This is a genomic window from Citrobacter sp. MGH106 (genome assembly GCF_001037495.1).
GTDB classification, from domain to species: Bacteria; Pseudomonadota; Gammaproteobacteria; order Enterobacterales; family Enterobacteriaceae; genus Citrobacter; species Citrobacter murliniae.
This window is the reverse complement of the sequence record NZ_KQ089822.1, coordinates 1978014-1995842: the sequence shown is the minus strand read 5'-3', so window position 1 is coordinate 1995842 and position 17829 is coordinate 1978014. Positions and strand designations below refer to the sequence as shown.

Sequence of the window (17829 nt, the reverse complement as noted above, 5' to 3'; positions counted from 1 at the left end):
CAAAACGCAGACCAGTTCTGTTAAGGCGTATCCTCGTTTATTGCGAGTCAGATAGGGCATGAAAATGCTAAGATAGTTCATGAGGTATATTCAAAGTGGAAATCTGGTATGAATGTTGACCAAGTCGCGATGTTGAATTCGTGATTACCACCACTACTACCCCCAAACACAAACGGTAATGGCAAATGTCATTAAATATTAGTAAGATAGCTTCTTTATATATAATCCCTTAAAAAATTATGCGCCTGGTTTTATCATCTCTGATCGTGATGGCTGGACTTCTGAGTGGTCAGGCAGTTGCTGCGCCTGAGCAGACCACGCACGCTGATATTCGTGACAGCGGCTTTGTCTATTGCGTCAGCGGGCAGGTCAACACATTCAACCCACAAAAAGCCAGCAGTGGGCTGATTGTCGACACGCTGGCCGCCCAGCTCTATGACCGGCTGCTTGATGTGGATCCTTACACTTATCGACTGGTTCCTGAACTGGCAGAGAGCTGGGAAGTGCTGGACAACGGTGCAACCTACCGTTTCCATCTGCGCCGAGACGTACCGTTTCAAAAGACGGCCTGGTTTACCCCAACACGTAAGCTAAATGCGGACGATGTGGTATTTACCTTCGAGCGAATCTTTGATCGCCAGAACCCATGGCATAACGTAAATGGCAGTAGCTTCCCCTACTTCGACAGCCTCCAGTTTGCCGATAACGTACAAAGTGTGCGTAAGCTGGACAACAACACCGTCGAATTTCGTCTGACCCAACCCGACGCTTCTTTCCTGTGGCACCTGGCAACGCACTACGCCTCCGTCATGTCGGCTGAATACGCCTCAACGCTGGCAAAACAGGATCGCCAGGAATTACTGGACAGGCAGCCTGTCGGCACCGGGCCGTTCCAGCTTTCAGAAAATCGCGCCGGGCAATATATTCGTCTGCAACGTCACGACAATTTCTGGCGCGGTAAGCCTTTAATGCCGCAGGTGGTCGTTGATCTCGGCTCGGGTGGCACGGGGCGTTTATCAAAACTGCTCACCGGAGAGTGCGATGTTCTGGCCTGGCCTGCCGCCAGCCAGCTCAGTATTTTACGTGATGACCCGCGTCTGCGTCTGACGCTGCGACCGGGAATGAACATTGCCTATCTGGCGTTTAATACGGACAAACCTCCACTGAATAATCCTGCCGTTCGTCATGCGCTGGCACTGGCGATCAACAACCAACGTCTGATGCAGTCGATCTACTACGGTACGGCGGAAACAGCGGCATCTATTTTACCTCGCGCCTCGTGGGCTTATGACAACGAAGCTAAAATTACAGAATACAACCCGGCAAAATCTCGCGAACAGCTTAAAGCGCTGGGGCTGGAGAACTTAACGTTACAACTTTGGGTACCCACCAGCTCTCAGGCCTGGAACCCGAGTCCATTGAAAACCGCAGAATTGATCCAGGCAGACATGGCGCAGGTTGGCGTAAAAGTGGTAATCGTCCCGGTAGAAGGTCGTTTTCAGGAGGCGCGATTAATGGATATGAACCATGATCTGACGTTGTCCGGCTGGGCGACAGACAGTAACGATCCTGACAGTTTTTTCCGGCCGCTACTGAGCTGCGCTGCCATTAACTCGCAGACCAACTTTGCCCATTGGTGTGATCCGGAGTTTGATAACGTTCTGCGCAAGGCGCTGTCTTCACAGCAGCTCGCCTCACGCATTGACGCCTATGACGAAGCACAAAATATTCTGGCAAAAGAGCTCCCGATTCTGCCACTGGCATCTTCACTACGCCTGCAGGCCTATCGCTACGACATCAAAGGACTGGTGCTGAGTCCGTTTGGTAATGCCTCCTTTGCCGGGGTTTCCAGGGAAAAGAAAGATGAGGTGAAAAAACCATGATTATCTTCACCCTGCGGCGTTTTTTATTGCTCCTGGTAACCCTTTTCTTCCTGACATTTATCGGGTTTAGCCTGAGCTATTTTACTCCCCATGCACCTCTGCAAGGCGCATCGCTGTGGAACGCCTGGGTATTCTGGTTTAATGGCTTAATTCACTGGGATTTTGGTGTTTCCAGTATCAACGGACAGTTGATTTCAGAACAACTGAAAGAGGTGTTTCCTGCCACGATGGAGTTGTGCATTCTGGCCTTTGGCTTTGCGCTGATGGTTGGGATCCCTATCGGCATGCTGGCAGGCATAACGCGTAATAAATGGCAGGATCGTTGCATCAGTGCTATTGCTCTGATGGGCTTTTCTATTCCGGTTTTTTGGCTGGCGCTACTGCTGACATTGCTCTTTTCACTTACGCTCGGTTGGTTGCCGGTATCAGGCCGCTTTGATCTGCTCTATGAAGTCAAACCCGTCACAGGTTTTGCCATTATCGACGCGTGGATCTCCGATTCGCCCTGGCGTGATGAAATGGTGGTCAGTGCAATCCGACATATGGTGCTCCCCGTATTGACGCTCTCCGTCGCGCCAACAACCGAAGTCATTCGTCTAATGCGCATCAGCACTATTGAAGTATTCGATCAGAACTACGTGAAAGCAGCAGCCACCCGCGGCCTGTCGCGGTTAACGATCCTGAGACGTCATGTGCTGCATAATGCCCTGCCGCCGGTGATCCCGCGTCTTGGTTTACAGTTTTCTACCATGCTGACTCTGGCAATGATTACTGAGATGGTCTTTAGCTGGCCAGGGCTTGGCCGCTGGCTGATTAACGCGATTCGTCAACAGGATTACGCCGCAATTTCTGCGGGCGTTATGGTGATTGGTTCTCTGGTTATTATTGTTAACGTTATCTCTGATATTTTGGGTGCCATGGCTAACCCTCTGAAACATAAGGAATGGTATGCCTTACGATAGCGTATACACCGAAAAGCGCCCGCCCGGTACGCTACGCACCGCCTGGCGCAATTTTTATGGTGATGCTCCTGCAATGGTCGGCCTGTATGGCTGCGCGGGACTGATGATACTGTGTGTTTTTGGTGGCTGGTTCGCACCTTATGGTATCGATCAGCAATTTCTGGGATATCAACTGCTGCCTCCTTCCTGGTCACGCTATGGCGAAGTGTCATTCTTCCTTGGGACTGACGATCTGGGGCGTGACGTGTTAAGCCGCCTGCTTAGCGGCGCGGCTCCTACCGTGGGTGGTGCGTTTGTCGTGACGCTCGCCGCCACGCTGTGTGGTCTGGTATTAGGAGTATTAGCCGGAGCAACGCATGGTTTACGCTCCGCCGTGCTGAACCATATTCTGGATACCCTCCTCTCTATTCCTTCGCTGCTGTTGGCGATTATTGTGGTGGCGTTTGCCGGACCGCACCTGACTCACGCGATGTTTGCTGTCTGGCTGGCGTTGTTGCCACGCATGGTACGCTCCGTCTACAGCATGGTTCACGACGAGCTGGAAAAAGAGTATGTTATCGCTGCGCGCCTGGACGGTGCCACAACGCTCAATATTTTGTGGTTTGCGATTCTGCCCAATATTACCGCCGGACTTATCACCGAAATCACTCGCGCACTGTCGATGGCGATTCTGGATATTGCCGCACTGGGCTTTCTGGATCTCGGTGCACAGCTCCCGTCGCCGGAATGGGGAGCTATGCTCGGCGACGCACTGGAGTTGATTTACGTCGCGCCGTGGACGGTAATGCTGCCGGGGGCGGCAATTATGATCAGTGTGCTGCTGGTTAACCTGTTAGGTGACGGCGTACGTCGCGCGATTATTGCGGGGGTGGAATAATGCCATTACTGGATATCCGCAACCTGACTATTGAGTTCAGGACCGGCGACGAATGGGTGAAGGCAGTTGACCGTGTTAGCATGACGCTGAATGAAGGCGAGATCCGTGGATTGGTAGGTGAATCCGGATCGGGTAAAAGTCTCATCGCCAAAGCCATCTGCGGAGTAGCCAAAGACAACTGGCGCGTTACCGCCGACCGTATGCGCTTTGACGATATCGATCTGCTGCGTCTTTCCGCTCGTGAGCGACGTAAACTGGTCGGTCATAACGTTTCCATGATCTTTCAGGAGCCGCAATCCTGTCTCGATCCGTCTGAACGTATTGGGCGGCAACTAATGCAAAATATCCCGGCCTGGACCTATAAAGGGCGCTGGTGGCAACGTATTGGCTGGCGTAAACGCCGTGCAATTGAGCTGCTGCACCGTGTCGGGATCAAAGATCATAAAGACGCAATGCGCAGCTTCCCCTATGAGCTGACGGACGGCGAGTGCCAGAAAGTGATGATTGCAATCGCACTGGCTAACCAGCCGCGCCTGCTGATTGCCGATGAACCCACTAACGCGATGGAACCCACGACGCAGGCACAAATTTTCCGTCTGCTGACCCGGCTGAATCAAAACAGCAATACCACCATTTTACTGATCAGCCATGACCTGCAAATGCTTAGCCAATGGGCAGACAAAATCAACGTAATGTACTGCGGACAAACGGTGGAAACCGCCCCCAGTAAAGATCTGGTGACAATTCCGCATCATCCCTATACCCAGGCGTTGATCCGTGCCATTCCTGACTTTGGTAGTCCGATGCCTCACAAAAGCCGACTGAATACCATGCCGGGAGCAATTCCATTGTTAGAGCAATTGCCTATTGGTTGCCGCCTGGGACCACGTTGCCCTTATGCACAACGCGAATGTATTGAAACCCCACGACTGACCGGAGCAAAGAATCATCTCTACGCCTGTCATTTCCCGCTGAACATGGAGAGAGAGTGAGATGGTAGAAACACTGCTCGAAGTACGTAATCTGAGCAAAACCTTTCGCTACCGGACCGGCTTGTTTCGTCGCCAGACCGTCGAGGCCGTCAAGCCCCTGAGTTTTACCCTGCGTGAGCGACAAACTCTTGCCATCATTGGCGAAAACGGCTCAGGTAAATCCACGCTGGCAAAAATGCTGGCGGGGATGGTTGAGCCTACCAGCGGCGAACTGCTGATTGACGATCACCCGCTAAAGTACGGCGATTATTCCTTCCGTAGCCAGCGTATTCGCATGATTTTCCAGGATCCCTCAACATCACTTAACCCGCGCCAGCGTATCTCGCAAATCCTCGATTTCCCGCTGCGTCTCAACACCGATCTGGAGCCAGAGCAGCGGCGTAAACAGATTATTGAAACGATGCGGATGGTCGGTCTACTACCCGATCACGTCAGCTACTACCCGCATATGCTGGCCCCTGGGCAAAAACAGCGTCTGGGGCTCGCCCGCGCTCTTATTTTGCGCCCTAAAGTAATCATCGCGGATGAAGCCCTGGCATCTCTCGATATGTCGATGCGCTCACAACTGATTAATTTGATGCTGGAGTTACAGGAAAAACAAGGAATTTCATATATTTATGTAACTCAGCATATTGGAATGATGAAACACATCAGCGATCAGGTACTGGTCATGCATCAGGGAGAAGTTGTTGAGCGCGGTAGTACAGCGGATGTTCTTGCCTCTCCCCTGCATGAGCTGACTCGTCGCCTGATTTCCGGGCATTTCGGCGAGGCACTCACTGCGGATGCCTGGCGAAAAGACCGTTAGCAGGACAAATGCCCTCCTCTGCCGGAGGGCTCTTTTTTGCCTTTAATGGTAGACACTTACCGGCATTAGCGCTTCTACATCGGTAAAAGTGATCGATGGGAATACAGTTCCCTGTATCGCCCATACTCCAGCGTTGATGACTTCGTCGATAAACCGGGCATCGTCAATTCCCTCGACCACAACATGATCACAGTATTCCCGGATATTTTTTATGAGAACCGGAAACATGGGCTTTTCTACCTGGGCGAGAAAGAAGTTACGATCCATTTTCACAACATCAAAACCGCCGCTAACCAGCGGATTCGCCCCGACGCAGCCAGACCCCAGATCGCCCAGCCACAATGCATTTGGACCATCACCAAGAGAGTTAATTAACAGATTATTCAGGCATGCTGTATTCGACAAGAATCGTTCTGAGAGTTGCAGAGCAATAAATGGCATTGCATGTAATGCAGATGTAATGACAGGGTCGCCAATCGCCAGAAGCGCCATTTCGTCAATGAGATTAAGCGTGCAGAAAAGGTTATTTTTCTCAAACCAGTCTCGCTTTTGAGCGATTAACTTTATTTGTTCGAGCAGAAAATGACGTTTTTGTTCACCACTCCACGCTGTAATGATGAAATCTGAATGTAACGGGTGAACCGTGTCTGAAGTAAACCGGGTGAGCATCTCAACACCCAGCAACTTATCCATTGTGTCTCTCATCGGTTCCGCGATGAAATGATAGTGCATAAGACCACTCCAATTGATCATAACATCCTGATAATGCACTTCTAATTACAATCAATCAATAATATCGATCAATAGATAGATATTGATCGATAAAAACAATATATCATAACGAACTGAATATGGTCATTATTTTTGTTTTAAGAATCTTCTTACATTGATATGTTTATAAACATCGACTAGCGATAAAATCATGTCATTTTAGCTATTCAGGGCCTTAGTACTGTCACCTTGCCGCCCTGCCTTTCGCTGGTTGGATGAGGCAGAACCAGGGGGGAGTGATATACTCCTCACGTGCAATGTATAGCGACAGGCCGCTCATAACTGACTACAACTCTACAGCCCCCTGAAATACTTTTTGCTGCCAGTAACCGTGTGGTGAATCGCAGAGAAAGATCGTGACACAAGGGGCAGAGAGTGGGATATAATTTCAGACCAATTTCGAGTGACCTTGAAATTGCAATCATAACTCATTGATTGCTAGAAAATAAGTAATGACTATAAGGATTAAAGCTATGGGTTTTCTTTCCGGTAAGCGCATTCTGGTGACCGGTCTTGCCAGTAAACTGTCCATCGCATGGGGTATCGCGCAGGCGATGCATCGTGAAGGGGCTGAACTGGCGTTCACCTACCAGAACGACAAACTGAAAGGCCGCGTGGAAGAATTTGCAGCTCAACTGGGTTCCAGCATCGTCCTGCAGTGCGATGTGGCTGAAGACGCCAGCATCGACACCATGTTCGCTGAGCTGGCCAAAACCTGGCCGAAATTCGATGGTTTCGTGCACTCCATCGGTTTTGCACCGGCTGATCAGTTGGATGGCGACTATGTGAATGCTGTCACCCGCGAAGGCTTTAAAATCGCTCATGACATCAGCGCCTACAGCTTTGTTGCGATGGCTAAAGCATGCCGTACTATGCTGAACCCAGGCTCTGCTCTGCTGACTCTGTCCTACCTGGGCGCAGAGCGCGCAATCCCGAACTACAACGTTATGGGTCTGGCGAAGGCTTCCCTCGAAGCGAACGTGCGTTACATGGCTAACGCGATGGGTCCTGAAGGTGTGCGTGTTAACGCAATCTCCGCAGGTCCTATCCGTACTCTGGCGGCATCCGGTATTAAAGATTTCCGTAAAATGCTGGCACATTGTGAAGCGGTTACCCCGATTCGCCGCACTGTTACCATTGAAGATGTGGGCAACTCCGCAGCATTCCTGTGCTCCGACTTGTCTGGCGGTATCTCCGGTGAAGTCGTTCACGTTGACGGTGGCTTCAGCATCGCTGCAATGAACGAACTGGAACTGAAATAATCTTTCAGACCACCTCCATGGGCGGCGTTGCGTCGCCCATGATTTTCCATTCTTCCGCCCTTCTACATTCTGCCATATATACTTTTCTGATATTTATTATCACCTAACAGTCTTTCATCCCCTCATCCGCTTACGCCAGGATAATGCAGCACAAACGATCCGGCGTATGGGTATGACGACGTATCCGGGTCGCCACTTTTTAGACCAAGGATCGCCCATGGAACAACGCCGAATTGAAGGCAAAAGCCACTGGTATCATGAAACTCAGTCCAGCAGGTATCCGCAAGATGCCCTGCCACTGGTGCCTGAAGCCGCGCACGTCGAGGACAGTTTTTTACTGGATTTGACGATACCCGAAGTCACGCTTTTACCCTTTCAGTCCTGGTTAGAACCTGCACGTAAACTTGCCTGTCATCTTTTCCCTGCTCACGTTACCCAGAGCCAGTTGCATACATTCAGCGCCTATGAACGTATGAGCACCGCTTTAACTGTCGCCCAGGTTTACGGCGTCCAGAGATTGTGTAATCACTATGCGGCGCGTTTAACACCGCTTCCAGGCCCGGACTCCTCGCGGGAGAGCAATCACCGGCTAGCGCAAATCACCCAATATGCTCGCCAACTCGCCAGTTCACCCTCCGTTATCAACGCGCGTGCTCGTCAGCACCTGGATGAGGTTGGTCTGACAACCGGCGATATTATTCTGATCAATCAGATAATTGGATTTGTGGGTTTTCAGGCCCGTGCAGTAGCTATTTTTCAGGCATACTTTGGTCACCCTGCTCGCCGGATACCGGGACTTGATGTACAACAATACGCGCTAGCGTCAGCATTTAATGATGCCAATGCAAAATGGCATGCCGCATCCTTCCCGGTCGAATATTGTCCCGCTCGTCAGCAGCCCCCGGATCACTCGCCCCCCGAACTGCGCGCATTGACACCGTTACTGGCTCATTCTCCCGAAATACTGGCGGTACTCAAATCACTGGTCATCAGCTCACTGCGCACTGATGTGCAATCAAGAGCGTTTTCACTGACCACTCTGCTGACTGCACGTATTAATGGCAGCGTTGCCTGCTTTAATGAATACGCACATTCGGTGCATGAAATGGCCGACGTCATCGCTTTACTTCGCGATGAGGAGCGCGAATTACAGCGCTGGGAGCAGGGACATCCAGTTGAGCGCGTAACCCTACAGGCGGTACAATGGCTGACCCGGGCGCCCGATCGTTTTAGCGCCGCACTGCTAACCCCGTTACTCGATCAGGGTATCTCTTCAGAACAGGCTATTAACCTACTGGCCTGGAGCGGATTGTGCGGATGGTTGAATCGCTTGAAAATCGCACTGGGCGAGACTCATTAACCGATCCATTTACTGAAAGAGCGCTTGCTGCGCCAGGCAGATTCGCGTAAAACTGTCAGCCGCTCTTTTGGCCACGAAAATAGACAATTATGCTTCAGGACAACCCGCTGCTAGCGCAGCTTAAACAGCAACTACATTCCCAAACGCCACGTGCTGAAGGGGTGGTAAAAGCCACGGAAAAAGGCTTTGGCTTCCTGGAAGTCGATGCACAAAAAAGCTATTTTATTCCACCGCCGCAGATGAAAAAAGTGATGCATGGTGACCGCATTGTCGCGGTTATCCATACGGAAAAAGATCGCGAGTCTGCCGAGCCGGAAGAACTGGTCGAACCGTTCCTGACTCGCTTCGTGGGTAAAGTTCAGGGCAAGAATGACCGTTTGTCCATTGTACCGGATCATCCGTTACTGAAAGATGCTATTCCCTGCCGCGCTGCTCGCGGTGTGGAACACGAATTTAAAGAGGGTGACTGGGCGGTAGCGGAAATGCGCCGTCATCCGCTGAAAGGCGACCGCACCTTCTATGCTGAATTAACTCAGTTTATCACCTTTGCTGACGATCACTTCGTCCCATGGTGGGTCACACTGGCGCGCCATAACCTCGAAAAAGAAGCACCGGATGGCGTGGCCACCGAAATGCTGGATGAAGGTCTGGAACGTCAGGATTTAACTGCTCTCCATTTCGTCACCATCGACAGTGCCAGCACTGAAGATATGGATGATGCGTTGTATGCCGAAGAGCTGGCTGACGGTAAACTGCAATTAACCGTTGCAATTGCCGATCCTACGGCCTGGATTGCTGAAGGCAGCAAACTGGATAACGCGGCGAAAATTCGTGCGTTCACCAACTATCTGCCGGGATTCAATATTCCGATGTTACCGCGCGAACTGTCCGACGACCTGTGTTCCCTGCGCGCTAACGAAGTTCGTCCGGTTCTGGCTTGTCGCATGATTATTGCTGCTGACGGTACGATCGAGGACAACATCACCTTCTTTGCAGCCACTATCGAATCCAAAGCCAAGCTGGCGTATGACAACGTTTCCGACTGGCTGGAAGGCACCGGGGACTGGCAGCCTGAAAACGACGCGATTGCCGGTCAGATCCGTCTGCTACAGCGCATTTGCCTGAGTCGTGGTGAATGGCGTCATAACCATGCTCTGGTATTTAAAGATCGCCCGGATTATCGTTTTGTTCTGGGTGAAAAAGGTGAAGTCCTGGACATCGTGGCTGAGCCGCGCCGCATCGCAAACCGTATTGTGGAAGAGTCCATGATTGCGGCAAATATTTGTGCGGCACGTGTGCTTCGCGACAAACTGGGCTTTGGTATTTATAACGTACACATGGGATTCGATCCGGCGAATGCTGAAGCGCTGGCCGCACTGCTGAAAACCCATGGTATGCACGTCGATGCCGAAGAAGTATTAACCCTGGAAGGCTTCTGCAAACTGCGTCGTGAGCTGGATGCCCAGCCTTCTGGTTTCCTCGACAGCCGTATTCGCCGGTTCCAGTCTTATGCAGAGATTAGCACCGAGCCAGGACCGCACTTTGGGTTAGGTCTGGAAGCATATGCCACATGGACTTCCCCTATCCGTAAGTATGGCGATATGATCAACCACCGCCTGCTGAAGGCTGTTATCAAAGGTGAAACCATCGCTCGTCCGCAGGATGATATCACCCTGCAAATGGCAGACCGTCGTCGCCTGAACCGTATGGCCGAACGTGATGTAGGTGACTGGCTGTACGCGCGTTTCCTGAAGGACAAAGTCGATACCGATATCCGTTTTGCAGCTGAAATCATTGACGTCAGCCGTGGCGGTATGCGCGTTCGTTTAGTCGATAATGGCGCTGTTGCATTTATTCCGGCACCATTCCTGCACGCTGTCCGTGATGAACTGGTATGTAGCCAGGAAAGCGGCACGGTGCAAATTAAAGGTGAAGTGGTTTACAAAGTCACTGACGTGATTGACGTAACTATTGCTGAAGTTCGGATGGAAACCCGCAGCGTTATCGCTCGTCCTGCCGTGTAACACACATCGATTCAACGGCCTTTTTCTGTAACGAAAAGGCCGTTTTCTTTTTTTCCGCGCAATTAGCTGCCACGCACTACACTTCTTTCATCCAGTCAGAATTATTTTTTCTATTTTCAGCACACTGACTTTGCTTTTTCCTGAATCTGGATTACACATAAATATATAAATAAAACAATACGTTCAGCCATAATCAACCTGTATGAATCATGGCTACCCTTATTTTTGTGGCTGTATGCGCTTTAAACGGGATAGTACACATCATGAAAGACGTTCGGGAGAGGGTTACGTTGTATAGCTATATAGGCACTCACACCCCCTACTGGCGTTTGTCAGAGGATTGCAACATCCTGCATTTTTCTATCGCCGAAGCGACTGATACCGACCAAACCATCGAGCTCTCACCGGAACAAGCCGATCGTATTCGGGAGATGACAGTCATTACGTCCAGCCTGTTAATGACTCTTCCCATTGATGACGATGATATTCCCGTTCACCTGGTCGGACGGAAAATTAATAAACGCGAATGGGCCGGTAGCGCATCCGCGTGGGATGACACCCCTTCTGTTGCGCGCGATCTGGCACAAGGACTCTCTTTTGCTGAACAGGTCGTCTCTGAGGCTAATTCAGTTATCGTTATCCTTGATCGTCAGGGCAATATTCAGCGATTTAATCGATTGTGCGAAGAGTACACCGGGCTAAGAGAGCGCGAAGTGATCGGGCAAAGCGTCTTCACACTCTTTATGAGCCGCCGTGAAGCAGCCGCTTCAAGACGTAACATCGACGTTTTTTTTCGCGAAGGCAATTCGTATGAAGTCGAACGGTGGGTGAAGACCTGTAAGGGTCAGCGCCTGTTTCTGTTTCGCAATAAGTTTGTGCATAACGGCAGCGGTAAGAACGAAATTTTCCTGATCTGTTCAGGTACCGACATCACTGAAGAACGACGCGCTCAGGAGCGTCTGCGCGTGCTGGCGAATACCGATTCCATTACCGGATTACCCAACCGTAACGCAATTCATGAATTGATTAGCGAGGCGATCGACAACGCGGGAGACACCCAGGTAGGTATTGTTTACCTCGATCTGGATAATTTCAAAAAGGTTAACGATGCCTACGGGCACATGTTTGGCGATCAGCTGTTACAGAGCGTGTCGCTGGCAATCCTCAGTTGTCTCGAGGAAGATCAATTATTGGCTCGTTTTGGCGGCGATGAGTTTATTGTCCTTGCCACTAAAACGTCCCAGAGCGCACTGGAGGCCACGGCATCGCGTATTTTGACACGCCTGCGTCTGCCTTTCCGTATCGGCCTTATTGAAGTGTATACCGGATGTTCTATTGGTATTTCCCTCGCCCCTCAGCATGGAAATGATAGCGAAAGTGTAATTCGCAATGCAGATACGGCAATGTATACGGCCAAAGAAGGTGGCCGCGGACAATTTTGCGTATTCTCCCCTGAAATGAATCAACGGGTATTCGAATACCTTTGGCTGGATACCAATCTGCGTAAAGCCCTGGAAAATGATCAATTGCTTATTCATTACCAGCCGAAAATAACATGGCGTGGCGAAGTGCGTAGCGTGGAGGCTCTGGTGCGTTGGCAATCGCCCGAGCGCGGGCTAATCCCACCATTGGAGTTTATCTCTTATGCCGAAGAGTCGGGGCTGATTGTTCCGCTGGGACGCTGGGTTATTCTGGACGTCGTGCGCCAGGTGGCTAAATGGCGTGATAAGGGAATAAATCTGCGTGTAGCGGTAAACGTATCGGCTCGTCAGCTTGCCGACCAGACGCTTTTTACCGATTTGAAGCAGGTGCTTCATGAACTGAATTTTGAATATTGTCCAATCGACGTCGAGCTAACAGAAAGCAGTTTGATTGAAAATGAACAACTTGCGCTGTCGGTTATTCAGCAGTTTAGCCAGCTTGGAGCGCAGATTCATTTGGATGATTTTGGGACAGGATACTCATCACTGTCGCAACTTGCCCGCTTCCCACTTGATGCGATCAAACTGGATCAGGCCTTTGTTAGAGATATTCACAAACAATCTATTTCACAGTCGTTGGTACGAGCCATTGTCGCGGTGGCGCAAGCGCTGAATCTACAAGTCATAGCCGAGGGTGTTGAAAGCGCGAAAGAGGACGCCTTTCTGACCAAGAACGGTGTCAACGAGCGTCAGGGCTTTTTGTTCGCCAAGCCAATGCCGGCCGCCGCATTTGAACGCTGGTATAAGCGTTATCTGAATAAAAAGTTGCGTTAAAGCGGAAGGAGTAAACATATTGAATATGGAAAAATGGACATTCCTGGATGGATCATATCTGTATGTAATTACAGAATATATATTATTCTCCGATCGTTCGGGATAATACTATTTTTCCCTTCTCTTTTGTCATGAATTTCTGCATCATGAAATTCTAACTATTTTGACATTAGGATGACGAACATGTCTGATATCGACGCACAGCGTCTGGCCGAACGTATTGATACCGTGCTGGATATCCTCGTTGCTGGCGATTACCACTCAGCCATCCACAACCTCGAGATTCTTAAGGCTGAACTGTTAAATACGGTCAAAGAAGATACAGAATCTTTGTCAAAAAAAGCCAGGGCCCCGTGGGAGATCTGATGGCATCGTTCTCTGTATGTGATTGCTATCATCAGATTTCAGATAACGCAGTCTCCGTTTAATTTCCGATACGATATCGCTATAAAAAATTAATACTATGAATTCCCGACAACAATCTATTTTGCAGATGGTGACCGATAAAGGCCAGATGAGTGTAGCTGAGCTTGCTAAAGTCACCGGCGTTTCAGAAGTGACGATTCGACAGGATCTGAACACACTGGAAAAACAGAGTTATTTACGCCGTGCGCACGGCTTCGCTGTCTCATTGAACAGTGATGATGTAGAAACGCGCATGATGACCAATTTCACGCTGAAACGTGAACTGGCCGAATTTGCCGCATCACTGGTCAATCCTGGCGAATCAGTCTTTATTGAGAATGGCAGCAGTAATGCGCTTCTGGCCAGAACACTGGCGGAACAAAAAGACGTCACCATCATTACGGTCAGCAGCTATATCGCTCATCTGCTCAAAGAAACTCCCTGTGAAGTCATTCTTCTCGGTGGGATCTATCAGAAAAAAAGTGAAAGCATGGTCGGACCGCTAACTCGCCAGTTTATTCAGCAGGTTCACTTTAGTAAGGCATTTATCGGTATTGATGGCTGGCAGGCTGATACCGGCTTTACCGGCCGCGACATGATGCGCTCTGACGTAGTCAATGCTGTGCTGGAAAAAGGTGCAGAGGTGATTGTGCTTACCGACAGCTCAAAATTTGAGGCAATTCACCCTTACACACTGGGTCCGTTAGATCGGTTCAGCCGCGTAGTGACGGATGCAAAACTCAGTTCCAGCGTGCAAATGCAGCTAGAACACTCGGGATTAACGGTAAACATCATTGATACCCAAGCATAATACTTCACCAGATGATTTGTCAGCAGGCAAATCATCTTCTCTCTGAGACTTATCTGACGGTCCAATTAAGACTTTTTACCTGTCGTTAACAGGATAAAGTCGTAAAATTACTATTAGCGATATAACAGGAAGTGACTATCACCTGCGTGATTTAGTTGTCATCCCTGCGCAACATAGTTCACGGAAATATCTTTAATCGTCCTGATATGGCGTATCATTAAAGAGAACTGGATCCCGTGAATCAATAATTCAGGAGAAAGTATTATGTTTGTAACGAGCAAAAAAATGACCGCTGCTGTTCTGGCGATTACTCTGGCAATGTCTCTGAGCGCTTGCTCCAACTGGTCCAAACGTGACCGTAACACCGCGATCGGTGCTGGTGCAGGTGCTATCGGTGGTGCAGTCCTGACGGATGGCAGCACGCTGGGGACGCTGGGTGGTGCTGCGGTAGGTGGTATTATTGGCCATCAGGTGGGTAAATAATCTACTGTTGACTGGCTCGATATAATAAGACGTTTACTTTTCTCAGCTCTGTACCATTAGTTCGTTATTTATAAAAAAGCCACGGTCGAATTCCGTGGCTTTTTTTGATTAACCGCCCGCCAATTTAACTTTCATTCCCTTGGCTTCCAGCAACGATTTTATCAGGTCGCGTTTATCACCCTGAATTTCTATTACGCCATCTTTCACTGCACCACCACAGCCACATTTTTTCTTCAGCTCAGCGGCTAATTTAACCAATTCAGCATCATCCTGATCAATCCCGGTAATCAGGCAAACACCCTTACCTTTCCGACCGCTAGTTTGACGCTGAATACGGACAATGCCATCACCCTTCGGGCGGTCAGGCACCACTTTGGGTTCATCAATACGTCCGGACTCAGTTGAGTAAACCAGGCGAGAATTAGAGTCGTTCATTTATGCACCTCGTTTCAGGGAGGCATTGATCATCTTCAAGGTCTGCGCCGGATCATTCGACTGTGTGACCGGACGACCAATCACCATGTAATCTACACCAGCGGAAAGCGCCTGCTCTGGCGTCATAATGCGGCGTTGATCACCCGCCTCACTACCTGCAGGGCGAATCCCCGGGGTGACCAGTTTAAACGGTTGACCAAACGCTTGCTTGAATCGTACCGCCTCCTGCGCCGAGCATACAACACCATCCAGCCCACAATTCTGGGTTAAACGTGCCAGTCTTTCGGCATGCTCAGCCGGTGACAATGTCACACCAAGGTCTGCCAGATCGCTGGCTTCCATACTGGTCAGAACCGTCACTGCAATCAGTAGCGGAGCGTCTTTGCCGAAAGGTACCAATGCTTCACGCGCTGCAGTCATCATGCGTGCCCCGCCTGAAGCATGAACGTTTACCATCCACACACCAAGATCTGCCGCCGCTGCAACGGCATGCGCCGTAGTATTGGGAATATCATGAAATTTCAAATCAAGAAAGACGTCGAATCCACGCTGTTGTAAGTCACGAACCAACTGCGGTCCAAAAAGCGTGAACATCTCTTTGCCCACTTTCAAACGGCAATCACGAGGATCAATTCTGTCGACAAAAGCTAACGCTTTATCGCGGTTATTGTAATCCAGAGCGACAACGACAGGAGAATCAGTAACAGCACGGGAAGAAGATGAAGCAGTAAACGTCATGACCAGACCTTCTTGAAGATGGCGCCGCTTGCGGCACAAAATGGGTAAACGGCGTGCATTCTACCTGCGGTAATAGAAAATTAACAGGCGCGTTTACATTTCTGCGAGGCGATGTGGCACAGGTGTTTGACACTGTGAATGATAACCACTCATTAGTATGTTGTAACTAAACAAGGCATTTTTTTAAATTACTGTCCATCAAGGCCGCGAATTGGCTTAATGGTTGACCACGAACGGCAGGACGGGCAATGCCAGTACAGCGTATAAGCTGTAAATCCACATTTATGGCAACGATAGCGTGGCTTACTGCGGATCTGCTCACCGACCATATCACGCAGAACCATCAGACTTTCTTTGGCGCGCCCTTCTTCCGCTTCATTAAGGTGATAGTCCATCAGCTTATGGAAAACGCGCATTGTGGGATGACGTTGTAACTGGCGGGTAATGTAGATCTGAGCGGTATCACTGCCTTCGCGAGCTTCAAGGATATCAGCCAGCATCAGCTCAGCGGCAGCACCGGTATTTTCCTCAACTGCACGACGCAAAAACTCCGCCCACTCATCATTCTTACCGAGCTGCTGATAGCAACTTTGCAGCATTTCCAGCGTTTCGCTGACCAGCTCTTTATCCTGAGAAATTACGCGTTGCAGGCTTTCGACTGCCTTTGCATATTCCCCATTCATCATATACACGCGCCCCATCATGATGGAAACGCGGGCACTGTTTTTATCGGCCGCAGCCCCTTTTTTCAGCAACGTCATGGCGCGATCCATATCGTCGCTACCCATTTGCTGTAAGGCCAGTTCACAGTAAAAATGCGCGATATCTATACGCTGATTATCTTTGCCGAGTTTGACCAGACGTTCCGCCACATCAATGGCTTTCTGCCATTCGCTGGTTGCCTGGTAAATTTGCAATAATTGCTGCAATGCGCCCACGCGGAAATCCGTTTCATCGGTCAGCTGATTAAACATGTCCTCCGCGCGGTCATATAAACCCGCGGCCATGTAGTCGCGTCCTAATTGCTGAACCGCCAGTAAACGCTGCTCATAGGTCAGCGATGCACTTTCCATAAGAGTTTGATGGATGCGGATTGCACGATCGACTTCACCGCGAGAGCGGAACAGGTTTCCGAGGGTGAGATGAGCCTCAACGGTGCCTGTATCCTCTTTCAGCATATCGAGGAACAAATCCACCGCTTTATCTTGTTGATTGCTGAGGAGGAAGTTAACCCCGGCGACGTAGTCACGCGACAGACGGTTAGCTTCATCCTGCTTTGTTTGTTGCGCACTTCTGCGACCCATATACCACCCATAGGCAGCGGCTACAGGCAAAAGCAGAAACAACAACTCCAGCATAAATATTTATTCCTTCACAACCGACGAGTCGGCAGATACCGCAACGTCGGTCGCAGGCGCAAGCTGGTTTTCCAGTCGTTTGATTTTACGTTCGGCACGCGCAAGAGACACACGAACCTTCAGCCAGAAAAGGCCGCAAATTAACCAACCAATAGCAAAACCTGCAGCAAACAATACAGCAAGCAGCGTAGATATACGATACTCACCCTGAGCCAGCAGATAGTTAAACGTTACCTGTTGATCGTTTTGCGCACCTAATGTCACCGAAATAACAAAAATCGCCAACACCAGTAAGAAAATGAGTAAATATTTCACATTACTTCCCGTTATGTGGTTTGAGCGAATAAATCGTGAACAACTTACCGCGTTAAGCCTTTTAAATTACCATTTTCACGACGAGTGCGA

17 protein-coding genes are annotated in these 17829 nt (G+C 49.9%); 12 read left to right on the top strand and 5 right to left on the bottom strand.

The window, feature by feature from the left end; all coding sequences use genetic code 11:
* Positions 1 to 239: 239 nt before the first annotated feature.
* The 5 genes from sapA to sapF are packed head-to-tail and all read left to right on the top strand — an operon-like array spanning position 240 to position 5522.
* Positions 240 to 1883 carry an ABC transporter substrate-binding protein SapA gene (gene sapA, locus SK36_RS09535; RefSeq protein ID WP_045443438.1) on the top strand — a complete coding sequence of 548 codons (1644 nt, stop codon included), beginning with the start codon at positions 240 to 242 and terminating at the stop codon, positions 1881 to 1883.
* Complete coding sequence (gene sapB, locus SK36_RS09530; protein WP_045443441.1) at positions 1880 to 2845, top strand: peptide ABC transporter permease SapB; 966 nt, start codon at positions 1880 to 1882, stop codon at positions 2843 to 2845. Before sapA ends, sapB begins: the two co-directional genes overlap by 4 nt.
* Positions 2832 to 3722, top strand: a complete 891-nt coding sequence (gene sapC / locus SK36_RS09525) for a peptide ABC transporter permease SapC (protein WP_048221390.1) — start codon at positions 2832 to 2834, stop codon at positions 3720 to 3722. Before sapB ends, sapC begins: the two co-directional genes overlap by 14 nt.
* Positions 3722 to 4714 (top strand): peptide ABC transporter ATP-binding protein SapD, encoded by a 993-nt coding sequence (sapD, locus tag SK36_RS09520; protein WP_045443447.1) that lies wholly within the window; start codon positions 3722 to 3724, stop codon positions 4712 to 4714. The genes sapC and sapD overlap by 1 nt, the downstream gene beginning before the upstream one ends.
* 1 nt (position 4715) lies before the next feature.
* Positions 4716 to 5522 carry a peptide ABC transporter ATP-binding protein SapF gene (sapF, locus tag SK36_RS09515; RefSeq protein WP_048221389.1) on the top strand — a complete coding sequence of 269 codons (807 nt, stop codon included), beginning with the start codon at positions 4716 to 4718 and terminating at the stop codon, positions 5520 to 5522.
* A 42-nt stretch (positions 5523 to 5564) separates the two neighbouring features.
* Here the strand turns inward: sapF and SK36_RS09510 are convergent, their stop codons facing one another.
* Positions 5565 to 6254, bottom strand: coding sequence for an EAL domain-containing protein (locus SK36_RS09510; RefSeq protein WP_045449640.1), 690 nt, complete (start codon positions 6252 to 6254; stop codon positions 5565 to 5567).
* A gap of 512 nt (positions 6255 to 6766) precedes the next feature.
* On the opposite strand from SK36_RS09510, the gene fabI reads away from it, so the two are divergent.
* From fabI to osmB, 7 genes are all read left to right on the top strand, one after another.
* Complete coding sequence (gene fabI, locus SK36_RS09505) at positions 6767 to 7555, top strand: enoyl-ACP reductase FabI (RefSeq protein WP_045443452.1); 789 nt, start codon at positions 6767 to 6769, stop codon at positions 7553 to 7555.
* 217 nt (positions 7556 to 7772) lie between these two features.
* On the top strand, positions 7773 to 8915 hold the full coding sequence (locus SK36_RS09500) for a carboxymuconolactone decarboxylase family protein (RefSeq protein WP_048221388.1): 1143 nt from the start codon (positions 7773 to 7775) through the stop codon (positions 8913 to 8915).
* A gap of 89 nt (positions 8916 to 9004) precedes the next feature.
* The gene (locus tag SK36_RS09495; protein ID WP_048221387.1) at positions 9005 to 10939 is read left to right on the top strand and encodes an exoribonuclease II; all 1935 of its coding nucleotides are present in this window, start codon (positions 9005 to 9007) and stop codon (positions 10937 to 10939) included.
* A gap of 263 nt (positions 10940 to 11202) precedes the next feature.
* On the top strand, positions 11203 to 13194 hold the full coding sequence (gene pdeR, locus SK36_RS09490; RefSeq protein WP_045443460.1) for a cyclic di-GMP phosphodiesterase: 1992 nt from the start codon (positions 11203 to 11205) through the stop codon (positions 13192 to 13194).
* A 183-nt stretch (positions 13195 to 13377) separates the two neighbouring features.
* Positions 13378 to 13560 carry a YciZ family protein gene (locus SK36_RS09485; protein ID WP_045443463.1) on the top strand — a complete coding sequence of 61 codons (183 nt, stop codon included), beginning with the start codon at positions 13378 to 13380 and terminating at the stop codon, positions 13558 to 13560.
* A gap of 97 nt (positions 13561 to 13657) precedes the next feature.
* A complete protein-coding gene (yciT, locus tag SK36_RS09480) occupies positions 13658 to 14410 on the top strand; it encodes a DNA-binding transcriptional regulator YciT (protein WP_048221386.1) in 753 nt (250 codons plus the stop codon).
* A gap of 264 nt (positions 14411 to 14674) precedes the next feature.
* Positions 14675 to 14893, top strand: coding sequence for an osmotically-inducible lipoprotein OsmB (gene osmB / locus SK36_RS09475; RefSeq protein ID WP_045443469.1), 219 nt, complete (start codon positions 14675 to 14677; stop codon positions 14891 to 14893).
* Positions 14894 to 15001: 108 nt separating this feature from the next.
* Here osmB and yciH read toward each other — a convergent pair whose 3' ends face one another.
* From yciH to SK36_RS09455, 4 genes are all read right to left on the bottom strand, one after another.
* Positions 15002 to 15328, bottom strand: coding sequence for a stress response translation initiation inhibitor YciH (gene yciH / locus SK36_RS09470; RefSeq protein WP_045443472.1), 327 nt, complete (start codon positions 15326 to 15328; stop codon positions 15002 to 15004).
* Positions 15329 to 16066, bottom strand: a complete 738-nt coding sequence (pyrF, locus tag SK36_RS09465; RefSeq protein WP_045443475.1) for an orotidine-5'-phosphate decarboxylase — start codon at positions 16064 to 16066, stop codon at positions 15329 to 15331.
* A gap of 188 nt (positions 16067 to 16254) precedes the next feature.
* The gene (lapB, locus tag SK36_RS09460) at positions 16255 to 17424 is read right to left on the bottom strand and encodes a lipopolysaccharide assembly protein LapB (RefSeq protein ID WP_045443489.1); all 1170 of its coding nucleotides are present in this window, start codon (positions 17422 to 17424) and stop codon (positions 16255 to 16257) included.
* A 6-nt stretch (positions 17425 to 17430) separates the two neighbouring features.
* On the bottom strand, positions 17431 to 17739 hold the full coding sequence (locus tag SK36_RS09455; protein ID WP_006684318.1) for a LapA family protein: 309 nt from the start codon (positions 17737 to 17739) through the stop codon (positions 17431 to 17433).
* Positions 17740 to 17829 lie beyond the last annotated feature (90 nt).